The 10,593-nt window shown below is 68.2% G+C and carries 11 protein-coding genes; 9 read left to right on the plus strand and 2 right to left on the minus strand.

The genetic code is table 11. The features are described from left to right. On the minus strand, positions 1–341 hold a 341-nt coding region (locus G6028_RS06785), incomplete at its 3' end, for an acyl-CoA dehydrogenase family protein (protein ID WP_182658412.1). Between the two features lies 1 nt (position 342). Next, positions 343–1,605 carry an acyl-CoA dehydrogenase family protein gene (locus G6028_RS06790; RefSeq protein WP_096906017.1) on the minus strand — a complete coding sequence of 421 codons (1,263 nt, stop codon included), beginning with the start codon at positions 1,603–1,605 and terminating at the stop codon, positions 343–345. A 107-nt stretch (positions 1,606–1,712) separates the two neighbouring features. Here G6028_RS06790 and G6028_RS06795 point away from each other — a divergent pair, with 107 nt between their 5' ends. The 9 genes from G6028_RS06795 to G6028_RS06835 all read left to right on the plus strand — a co-directional run. Further along, the gene (locus tag G6028_RS06795; protein WP_067712138.1) at positions 1,713–1,907 is read left to right on the plus strand and encodes a ferredoxin; all 195 of its coding nucleotides are present in this window, start codon (positions 1,713–1,715) and stop codon (positions 1,905–1,907) included. Between the two features lie 8 nt (positions 1,908–1,915). Next, on the plus strand, positions 1,916–2,833 hold the full coding sequence (locus G6028_RS06800; protein WP_067712141.1) for a 3-oxoacyl-ACP reductase: 918 nt from the start codon (positions 1,916–1,918) through the stop codon (positions 2,831–2,833). 260 nt (positions 2,834–3,093) lie between these two features. After that, a complete protein-coding gene (locus G6028_RS06805) occupies positions 3,094–3,858 on the plus strand; it encodes an MlaE family ABC transporter permease (RefSeq protein ID WP_096906016.1) in 765 nt (254 codons plus the stop codon). A 10-nt stretch (positions 3,859–3,868) separates the two neighbouring features. Further along, positions 3,869–4,711 (plus strand): MlaE family ABC transporter permease, encoded by an 843-nt coding sequence (locus G6028_RS06810; protein ID WP_371607075.1) that lies wholly within the window; start codon positions 3,869–3,871, stop codon positions 4,709–4,711. Positions 4,712–4,732: 21 nt separating this feature from the next. Next, on the plus strand, positions 4,733–5,959 hold the full coding sequence (locus tag G6028_RS06815) for an MCE family protein (RefSeq protein ID WP_338404162.1): 1,227 nt from the start codon (positions 4,733–4,735) through the stop codon (positions 5,957–5,959). Continuing rightward, entirely contained in the window at positions 5,956–7,011 is a 1,056-nt protein-coding gene (locus tag G6028_RS06820; RefSeq protein WP_182658414.1) for an MCE family protein, read from the plus strand. Before G6028_RS06815 ends, G6028_RS06820 begins: the two co-directional genes overlap by 4 nt. Beyond that, positions 7,004–8,152 (plus strand): MCE family protein, encoded by a 1,149-nt coding sequence (locus tag G6028_RS06825; RefSeq protein WP_182658415.1) that lies wholly within the window; start codon positions 7,004–7,006, stop codon positions 8,150–8,152. The genes G6028_RS06820 and G6028_RS06825 overlap by 8 nt, the downstream gene beginning before the upstream one ends. After that, positions 8,149–9,414 carry an MCE family protein gene (locus G6028_RS06830; RefSeq protein WP_119191916.1) on the plus strand — a complete coding sequence of 422 codons (1,266 nt, stop codon included), beginning with the start codon at positions 8,149–8,151 and terminating at the stop codon, positions 9,412–9,414. Before G6028_RS06825 ends, G6028_RS06830 begins: the two co-directional genes overlap by 4 nt. After that, on the plus strand, positions 9,414–10,593 hold a 1,180-nt coding region (locus tag G6028_RS06835; RefSeq protein WP_182658416.1), incomplete at its 3' end, for an MCE family protein. The genes G6028_RS06830 and G6028_RS06835, both read left to right, overlap by 1 nt.

Here is a 10,593-nt window from a genome sequence, read left to right on the forward strand (position 1 = left end):
CCGGCCGCCTCGAGCAGGTGGGCCGCGCGTATCGCGGGGGACAGGGGAACCGGGGCGACGACCCGGCCCAACTCGCGTAGGACCAGGGCCTCGCCGATCACCCCCAGCCCGGCGCCGCCGATCGACTCCGGGGCGAGGGCGGCCGGGACGCCGGCCCGGACCAGTTCCTCCCAGTATCGGGCGTGGAACCGGGCGGTGTCGCGGTCGGTTCCGCCGGACTCGGTGCCGGGGCCGAACCGGGCGTCGAGTTCTCGCAGGGAGTCGTCGGTGACCAGACGCTCGCCCATGTCACGGACGAGGGCGGCCAGCTCCGCGGTGGTGTCGTCGACGGAGAAATCCATGTCAGCGCTCCTTCCGGGCGGTGCTGGCGGACGGCGCGGGGGCGACACGTGGCGCCGGGGGCAGCCCCAATCCGGCGGTGGCGATGATGTCGCGCTGCACCTCGTTGGTGCCGCCCCCGAAGGTGAGGATGAGCGCCGATCGGTGGAGGCGCTCGATGCGCCCGTGCAGGGCGGCGGTCGGGGAGTGGGAGCGCTGGTAGCCGCTCGATCCGAGGACCTCCATGAGCAACCGGTAGGCCTCGCACGCCGTCTCGGTCCCGTACACCTTGGTCGCCGACGCGGCGATGCGGGTGGGCGCGGCGGTGTCCGCGGAGACGATCTCCCAGTTGCGCAGGGCCAGGTACTCGGCCATCGCGTGGACGCGGGCCAGGTGGGTCCGCACCCACTCGTTGTCCATGACGGTGCCGTCCCCGGGCATGCCGACGTCCGCCGAGCGGGTGGTGCGCGCCCACTGCACGACCTGCCGCAGTGAGGCCTGCAGCGGCCCCGCCGAGGTCAGGGCGACGCGCTCGTGGTTGAGCTGGTTGGTCATGAGCGGCCAGCCGCCGTGCTCGGGGCCCACGAGGTTGCTCGCCGGGACCACCACGTCCTGGTAATAGGTGGCACTGGTGTCCGGGCCGGCCATCGTGTGGACCGGGGTCCACGAGAAGCCCTCGGCGTCGGTGGGCACCATGATCATGGAGATGCCCTTGTGGCGCTTGGCGTCCGGATCGGTGCGCGCGGCCAGCCAGATCCAGTCGGCGTACGCCACCAGCGACGTCCACATCTTCTGACCGTTTATCCGGTAGACCTCGCCGCCCTCGTGCTCACCGGTCCCGGGCTCGCGGACCGCCCGCGTGCGGAGCGACGCGAGGTCGGTGCCGGAGTCCGGCTCGGAGTAGCCGATGCCGAAGTGCAGCTCACCGCGGCTGATCCGGGGCAGGAAGTAGTTCTTCTGCTCGTCGGAGCCGAACGCCATGATGGTGGGCGCCACGGAGTTGATGGTGAGGAACGGCACCGGGACGCCGGCGATCGCGGCCTCGTCGGTGAAGATGAGCTGCTCGATCATCGGCCGGTTCTTCCCGCCGAATTCTTCGGGCCACCCCAGTGTCAGCCAGCCGTCTCGGCCCATCTCCGCGACGATCTCGCGGTACGCGTCGCCGTGCCCGTACTCGCCGGTGGTGGAGGTGAAGGCCTCGCGTCGTTCAGGGGTCATCAGTGCCGAGAAATACTCGCGCAACTCCCCGCGCAGACGTTCCTGGTCGGTGGTGTAGGTGATGTCCATATGCCCTAAGCTCATCGGTGAGTGGAACACGTTCTAGTGTCGTGTCTCACATAGTATCCAACCATCTCGCGGCCATGGTGGCCGTGGGTGCGACCGAGGAGGACGGCATGAGGATTGAAGTCGATCCCGACCGCTGCGAGGGGCAGGCCGTGTGCGTCGGCCTGGCGCCGAAGGTCTTCGAGCTGAACGACGACGACGAGGTCGTGCGTGTGATCGTCGACGAGGTCCCCGAGGACCTGCAGAAGCGCGCACTCAAGGCTGTGGAGAAGTGCCCGATGGCCGCGCTGAAGGCCGCGGAGTGACCGCGGGGATGGGTCGGGAGAAGCTCGACGCGGACCTTTCACTCGACGGGCGGGTCGCCGTGGTCACCGGGTCCGGCTCGGGTCTCGGCGCGGCCGAGGCGGTCGAGCTCGCCAGGTCGGGCGCGGCCGCGGTGGTCATCAACGACATCCGCGCCGGTGAAGCCGCAGACGCGGTGATCGCGGACATCGAGGCGGCCGGAGCCAAGGCGGCACTCGTCGTGGGCGACGTCTCCGAGCGGGAGACCGCCGACGCCATGGTGGCCGAGGCCCTCAAGCTCGGTGGGCTGCACGTGGTGGTCAACAATGCCGGGATCACGCGCGACAAGATGCTGTTCAACCTCTCCGACGAGGATTTCGACGCGGTCGTGAAGGTGCATCTGCGCGGTCACTTCCTGCTCACCCGCAATGCGGCCGCCCACTGGCGCGAGGAGAGCAAGAAGTCCGGGGGGCCGGTCTACGGCCGGCTCATCAACACCTCGTCGGAGGCGGGGCTCTTCGGCCCGCCCGGCCAGGCCAACTACGGCGCGGCCAAGGCCGCGATCACCGCGCTGACGCTGTCCGCGTCGCGGGTGCTGGAGCGCATCGGCTGCACCGCCAACGCGATCGCCCCGCGCGGTCGCACCGGGATGACGGAGGCGGTCTTCGAGCCCTGGGACCCCTCCGAAGGGCCGGATCCGCTCTCGCCGGACCGGGTCGCGGACCTCGTGTCCTACCTGGCCTCGCCCGCTGCCGCGGACGTCACGGGTCAGCTGTTCGTGGTATACGGCGGGATGGTGGCGCTCGTGGAGGCGCCCGTCGTGGAGAAGAGGTTCGACGCAGAGGGCGGCGTATGGGACCGTCGCGAGTTCGCGGATGCGATCTCCGGGCACTGGTCAGGCCGCCCGGAGGGCAAGTCCTTCTCCGCTGCGGAGATCATGAAGCTCTGAGTGGCGGGCCCGTCCCCGGCGTGATCGACATCGATCGCGCCGGGGACGACTTATTGGTGTGTCGGGCGTGTTAGATTCCCCCGACACGAGCTGGCAGGGGCACCGGTCGGGGGGATGGGGAAGCCCTTGCCAGATAGAACGCGTTCTAGATACTGTGTAATCGGGATCACACGAAACGGTCACTTGTTCAGGCCGGGGTAGTCCAGGCCACGGTGGCCGATCGCGCGTGGCCCGGGGGATGAAAGACAGGAGGGGGCGCCATGGCGAGGGTTATCGATGCGCCGCTCAGAGGGATCGGCGACTTCGTCGCCATGACGCTGGACACCTTCGTCTCCTTCCCGACGATCGTGCGACAGGGCCGGGAGTTCGTCGAGCAGTCCTGGTTCATCGCCCGCGTCTCGATGCTGGCCACCGTTCTGGTGGCGATTCCCTTCACGGTCCTGGTGAGTTTCACGCTCAACATCCTGCTGCGCGAGATCGGCGCGGCCGACCTGTCCGGCGCCGGAGCCGCTCTCGGCGCGGTGACGCAGGTGGGCCCCATGGTCACCGTGCTCATCGTCGCCGGCGCAGGCGCGACCGCCATCTGTGCAGACCTCGGAGCGCGCACCATCCGCGAGGAGATCGACGCGATGGAGGTGCTCGGCATCGATCCGGTCAAGCGCCTGGTGGTGCCCCGGGTCGCGGCGTCGACTTTCGTCGCCCTCCTGCTCAACGGGCTGGTGTGCACCATCGGCATCCTTGGCGGGTTCCTCTTCTCAGTGTTGCTCCAGGGAGTCAACCCGGGGGCCTTCGTCAACGGCATCACGCTGCTCACCGGCCTCGGCGAGTTGATACTCGCGCAGGTCAAGGCCGGGTTGTTCGGGATGCTCGCCGGGCTGGTCGCCTGCTACAAGGGGCTCTATGTCCGCGGTGGTCCGAAGGAGGTCGGCAACGCGGTCAACGAGACCGTCGTCTTCGCGTTCATGGCGCTGTTCGTCGTCAACACCGTGGTGACCGCCGTGGGTGTCAAGGTCCTGGGGGCGTGAGGTGACCGTCATCGAGACCACCCGGTTCCCGCGCCTCGCGCGGGCCCGGCACCACACCGTCGGCAGGATCGACGATTTCGGCGGCATCGCCCTGTTCTTCTGGCGAGCGCTGCTGGCCACGCCGCGGGCGCTCACGCATTACCGCAAGGAGACGCTGCGGCTCATCGCCGAGATCGCCATGGGTACGGGCGCGTTGGCGATGATCGGCGGCACCGTGGTGATCGTCGGGTTCCTCACCCTGGCCACCGGCGGCGTGATCGCCGTCCAGGGGTTCTCGTCGCTCACGGATGTCGGGGTCGAGGCGCTCACCGGTTTCTTCGCGGCGTTCATCAACGTGCGAATCGCCGCCCCGGTGATCGCCGGCATCGGGTTGGCGGCCACAATCGGGGCCGGTGCGACCGCCCAGTTGGGCGCGATGCGCGTGTCGGAGGAGATCGACGCACTCGAGGTGATGGCGATCGACTCGGTCACCTACCTCGTCTCCACGCGGATCGTCGCCGGGATGATCGCCGTGGTGCCGTTGTACTCCCTCGCCGTCATCGCCTCGTTCCTGGCGAGCCGGTTCGCGACCGTGGAGATCTACGGACAGTCCGGGGGCGTCTACGACCACTACTTCTCGACGTTCCTCATCCCCACGGACATCCTGTGGTCCTTCGTGCAGGCCATCGCGATGGCCATCACGATCATGCTCATCCACACCTACTACGGCTACAACGCGGCCGGCGGTCCCGCCGGAGTCGGCACCGCCGTCGGAAACGCCGTCCGCACCTCGCTCATCGCCGTGGTGACCGTAACCCTTCTCGTCTCCCTCGCGATCTACGGCGGAGACGGCAACTTCAACCTGTCGGGATAGGAGACACAGATGGCGAGGACGGTGAGTCAGAGCGACGCGGTGCCCAGGCGCATCGCGGCCGCGAGCCTGGCGCTGTTCATCGTCGTCGTGGTCGCGCTCTCGCTCCTGATGTTCGTGCGCGCCTTCGACGACCGGGTGCCGCTGACCGTGCGCAGCGATCGCGCGGGTCTGGTCATGGAGGCCGACGCGAAGGTGCGTTCGCGTGGCGTCGAGATCGGCAATGTCACCGACATCCGCCAGGAGTTCGACGGTGCGACCCTCGACATCGAGGTGGATCCCGCCGCTCTCGAGGCGATCCCGGCCAACTCGGTCGTGACGATCGGGTCCAATACGGTCTTCGGAGCCAAGTCGGTCGACTTCGAACCCCCGGCGCGCCCTGCCCCGACGGCCCTCGAGGCCGGGGCCGTCGTCGAGACGTCCAACGTCACCACCGAGGTGAACACCCTCTTCGAGGACCTCACCGTCCTGCTGGAGGCGATCGAGCCGGAGAAGCTCAACGCCACGCTGGGCGCCATCTCGGGCGCTGTCGACGGCCGGGGCGAGCAGGTGGGGCGCACGATCACCGATCTGAACGACTACCTGCAGGAGATCAACCCGCAGATCGAGACCCTCCAGCGCGACCTGGCCAAGGGGTCCCGGGTGGCCAACCTCTACGCCGACGTCACGCCCGACCTGATGCGGTTGCTCGACTCCGGCACGGACGTCGGCGCCAATGTGGTCAACAACCAGGCCCGGTTCGAGCAGTTGCTGGCCTCCAGCATCGGAACCGGGGAGACCGGCAAGCGGCTGCTGTCGGAGAACGGCAACGAGCTCGTCAAGACACTGTCGGACCTGCGGGCGTCCACCAGCCTGCTCGCCGAGTACTCGCCCATGCTGACCTGTCTGATCGTCGGGCTCAACCAGGGTGTCGAGGGCGCGATGTCCGCCTTCGGTGGCAAGGACCAGCCGGGCCTCGTGTTCAAGGCCGGTTTCCAGCAGGGTGCGCGCGCGTACGAGTACCCCAAGGACCTCCCGAAGGTCAACGCCAGCACCGGGCCCAACTGCTACGGACTGCCGTTCCCGGACCCGGACGTCCACGCCCCGTTCGTCGTCACCGACACCGGCTCCAACCCCGTGGAGGGTATGCCCGACGTGTTCACCTCTCGCCCCGCGCCGCTCTTCGGTCCGCTCCGTCCGACCGTCCCCGGGGTACCCGCCCCGCCGACCCTGTTGCAGGTCATGCTCGGCATGGACGGGGGCACCCCGTGAGCGCGGGGCGCGCGGCAGCGCGCGACCTCCGCGCCACCGTGGTGAAGCTGACGCTGTTCACCACGGTGATGGCGCTGGTCCTCATCGGTCTGGTGGTGGTCTTCAGCGAGTACCGGTCGGGTGACACCGAGGACTACAACGCCGCCTTCACCGACGTCTCCGGTCTCGAACCGGGGGACAAGGTGCGGATCGCCGGCGTCGAGGTGGGCACGGTCGCCAGCATCGAACTGGCGGAGGGGAACACCGCCGCCGTGGAGTTCTCGGTGGCCGGGGACCAGGTGGTCCACACCAGCACCGAGGCGATGGTGCGCTACGAGAACCTCACCGGGGACCGGTACCTGGAACTCAAACGCGGGGAGGGTGACCAGTCCCCGCTCGAGGTCGGCGGGACGCTACCGCTGTCCCAGACATCGCCGGCCCTGGATCTGGACGCGCTCCTCGGTGGGTTCCGACCGCTGTTCAAGGCGCTCGATCCCGGCCAGGTGAACCAGCTTTCCGAGTCCATCGTCAAGGTGTTCCAGGGGGAGTCGGGGACCGTCCAGGACCTGCTCGCCGCGACGTCATCCCTGACACAGACGCTGGCGGACCGCGATCAGCTCATCGGCGACGTGATCACCAACCTCAACGGAGTGCTCACCACGGTGGCGGACAACCAGGACAATGTGGATTCGATCGTCGACGACCTCCAGCAGCTCGTCTCCGGGCTGTCCGCCAACTCCGAACCGATCGGTGAGTCGGTCTCGCGCCTCAACGACGCGAGCGCCAACATGACGACCCTCCTGGCGGATGTCCGGCCGGCCCTGCGCGAGGACGTCGCGCAGCTCGACAGGGTGGCGACACTGATCAACGAGGACGAGCCCTTCGTGGAGGACGTGATCAACCGACTGCCGAGTGACTTCGAGAAGATGGGTCGGCTGGGCGTCTACGGCAGCTTCTTCCAGTTCTACCTGTGCGGCAACATCGTGCAGATCACCGACCCCGCCACCGGGCAGGGGCTCTACATGCCGCAGTACGAGCAGACGACGGGACGGTGTGCCTTCCCCGATGAGTGACGATTCAAGCCAGGCGCCCCCCAAGGCGCCCCGCGGTCAACTCCGGTTCCGAGACCGCGATCCCAAGAAGCTCGGCGTGTGGGGAGCAGTGGGCGCCGTGGCGTTGATGGGGATCTCCCTCAACTACGACCGCATCCCCTACGTCAACGGCATGCGCGACGCGACCGTCTACGTCGCCGACGCCGCGGGTCTCGACACCGGGGACCACGTCCAGGTCGCCGGGATGAATGTCGGGACGGTCCGCAAGATCGAGCTGGACGGTGACCGGGTGAGGGTGCGCTTCGCCATCAACCGGGGTGTCGAACTCGGTGCCGACACCTCCGCGCAGATCAAGACGGACTCGATTCTCGGCCGCCGCGCGCTCGGCGTCTTCTCGGACGGCCGGGGAGATCTCGAGGACAACACGATCCCGATCGAGCGGACCTCCGTCCCGTACTCGCTCACGTCGGCGCTCGGCGACCTCAGCGACACCGTCGAGGCCATGGACACCGACAAGGTGGACGAGGCCCTGACCGTTCTCGCCGAGACCATGGAGGGGTCGTCTCCCGAGGTCCGGGGTGCGATCGACGGGATCACCCGTCTGTCCCGCTCCCTCAACGAACGCGACGAGGGGGTCCGACAACTGCTCGAGAAGGCGGCCGGTACCACCGATGTGCTGGGCAGGCGCAGCGACCAGATCAACCAGCTCATGGTCGACGGCAACACCCTGTTCACACAACTCGACCTGCGGCGTCGTGCTCTCAGCGAGCTCATCATGAACATCGACGAACTCGCGCGTCAGCTGTCGGGGCTGGTCCAGGACAACGAGGCCCAACTCGGGCCCGCCCTGGACAAGCTCGAGCAGGTCTCCGATCTACTGATCCGCAACAAGGACGACATCGACCTGGGCCTGCGCCGGATCGTCCCCTTCTCCACGGCGCTCGGCGACGCCGTCGCCTCCGGCCCGTGGTTCAACGCCTACATATCCAACCTGTCCCTCGGCCACTACCAGCAGACGATCCTCCGGGACGTCATGCCGCTGATCGACGACCGCGTCCAGCCTGAACCAGGTCTGGTCCGTGAACCCACCATGCCGGGTACTCCCGAGCTGACGTTCATGGACGAGCACCCCGGCTGGGGCGAGAAGAGGTTGCCCCGATGAGTCGACTCCTGTCCTCCACCGCGGCCAAGGTCGTGGCGCTGCTCGCCGTGATCGCGATCGTCGTGGGCGCGGTGTGGTTCTTCACCGCCCGCACCAAGACGATCACGGCCTACTTCCCGTCCACCCGGGGTGTCTACGAGGACGACACCGTGCGGGTCCTGGGTGTGCGAGTCGGCAGCATCTCCGACATCGCCACCGAGGACGGCAAGTCCAAGGTGACCATGGAGGTCGATCGCGACGTCGCCATCCCGGCGGACGCCAACGCACTGTTGGTCGCGCAGTCCCTCGTCGCCGAGCGCTTCATCCAGCTCACCCCCGCCTTCACCGGTGGGGAGGAGATGCCCGACGGCGGGACGATCCCCGTCGAGCGGACGGCCGTCCCGGTCGAGTGGGACGGGGTCAAGGACCAACTCATGAAACTCTCGTCGGCACTCGGGCCCGAGGAGGGGGAGCAGACCGGGCCGATGAGCGACTTCGTGGACTCCGCGGACGCCATGTTCGACGGTAACGGGGCGGAGATCCGGGACGCCCTGAACGAGGTCTCGCAGACCATGTCGCTGCTGTCCGACGGCCGGGAGAACCTCTTCACCACCCTCAAGAACCTGCAGCTCTTCGTCACGGCTCTGTCCCAGAGCGAGGATCAGATCGTCTCCTTCGGCGGCAGGCTCGCCAGCGTCTCCCAGGTGCTGGGCGACCAGACCGCGGACATCGATGCGGCCCTGCGCGATCTCGATCTGGCGGTGATGGACATCAACCGGTTCCTGGAGAACCACGGCGACCGTGTCACCACCGGTGTCGACAAGCTGGGCCGGGCGACCGAGGTCGTCCGCGACCGCCGGGCGGAACTGGAGGGCGTGCTGCACGTGGGGCCGACGGCGATGTCGAACTTCTACAACATCTACCGGCCGTACCAGGGTGTGCTCACCGGTGTCCTGGCCATGAACCAGATGGCCAACCCGACCAACTTCATCTGCGGCGCCATCGCCGGCCTGGCCAACAACACCGCCGAGTCCGATGCGCAATTGTGCGCCGAGTACATGGGTCCGCTGTTCAACTCGTTGACCTCCAACTACCCGTACGGCGCGGTCACCCCGCCGATCACCCCGACCGCCGAGCCCCACCAGATCTGGGACTCCCAGAAGCCCGGGACCCGGACCCCGCCCGGTGTGCAGCCGGTGTCGGACCGCCCGGACCCGCTGGTCAACGTCGTCAACCGTGGGGACAACCTCACCGACACCCTGCTCGTGACGGGAGGTGCCTGATGCTCGGCAACGGATCCGGATCCCGCCTGCGGGCGGTCGGCGCGCTCGGCACGGTGGTCCTGCTCTCGGGGGCCGGGTGTTCGTGGCAGGGTCTCAACTCCCTTCCGCTCCCCGGGGCCCAGGGCAAGGGTGAGGGTGCCTACGAGGTGACGATCGAGATGCCCAACGTCACGACCATCACCCGCAACTCCCCGGTGCGGGTCAACGATGTCAACGTCGGTTCCATCACCGCCATGCGGGTGGAGGACTACACCGCGATCGTCACGATCAGCCTCAACGAGGAGGTCAGGCTCCCGGCCAACGCCCACGCCAAGATCGGGCAGACCAGCCTCCTGGGCTCCCAGCACCTCGAGCTCTTCCCGCCGCCGGAGGGCGACCCGCAGGGCACACTGGCGGACGGTGACGTCATCCCGCTGGCCCGCGCCGGTGTCTACCCGACCACCGAGCAGACCCTGTCGGCGCTGTCGGTCGTCCTCACCGACGGCGGCCTGGCCCAGTTCGAGACCATCGCCACCGAGCTCAACACCGCCCTGGACGGCCGCGAGATCGACGCCAACGAGGTCCTCACGCAGCTGGACACCACCGTCAGCGGACTCGACGACCAGCGTGCCGACATCATCGCCGCGATGGAGGGGCTCGACCGTCTGTCGCGACAGATCAACGAGCAGAACGACACCCTCGCCCGGGCCCTGGCCCAGATGCCGGAGGCGCTGACGTTGATCAATGATCAGAAGCAGCAGCTGACCACGGCCCTGGTCTCGCTCGGCGACTTCGGCAACAAGGCCAACCAGGTCATCGATGCGGGCGGCGGACAGGATCTCGTGGACAACCTCCGCGATCTCACCCCGGTGCTCGAGGGGCTGGCGAACGCCGGGCGTGACATGACCCGGGTGCTCAGTTCGTTGATCACCTTCCCGTTCCCGCAGGCGGGTATCGACAACTTCCTGCGCGGGGACTACGCCAACCTCTACATTCACGCTGACGCGACGATGCCGCGCCTGGCGGAGACCATGCTCCTCGGTACCGAGTTCGGCAACCGGATGGCGGGTGTCGAGGGGTACGTCGGACTCGCCCCGAACCCGTTCGCCGGCGCCGACCCGTACTCCCTCGACGTGCCCCGACCGGAGCCCGCACCCGACGGCACGCCCGCACCCGACGGCGTGCCCGCGGCCGCGGGGG

This window comes from Dietzia cercidiphylli, assembly GCF_014145145.1.
Lineage (GTDB): Bacteria > Actinomycetota > Actinomycetes > Mycobacteriales > Mycobacteriaceae > Dietzia > Dietzia natronolimnaea.

Coding starts and splice junctions, on each gene's coding strand:
- G6028_RS06795 (WP_067712138.1), top strand. CDS start 1,713: ATGAGGATTGAAGTCGATCCCGACCGCTGCGAGGGGCAGGCCGTGTGC.
- G6028_RS06825 (WP_182658415.1), top strand. CDS start 7,004: ATGAGTGACGATTCAAGCCAGGCGCCCCCCAAGGCGCCCCGCGGTCAA.
- G6028_RS06790 (WP_096906017.1), bottom strand. CDS start 1,605: ATGGACATCACCTACACCACCGACCAGGAACGTCTGCGCGGGGAGTTG.
- G6028_RS06805 (WP_096906016.1), top strand. CDS start 3,094: ATGGCGAGGGTTATCGATGCGCCGCTCAGAGGGATCGGCGACTTCGTC.
- G6028_RS06800 (WP_067712141.1), top strand. CDS start 1,916: ATGGGTCGGGAGAAGCTCGACGCGGACCTTTCACTCGACGGGCGGGTC.
- G6028_RS06830 (WP_119191916.1), top strand. CDS start 8,149: ATGAGTCGACTCCTGTCCTCCACCGCGGCCAAGGTCGTGGCGCTGCTC.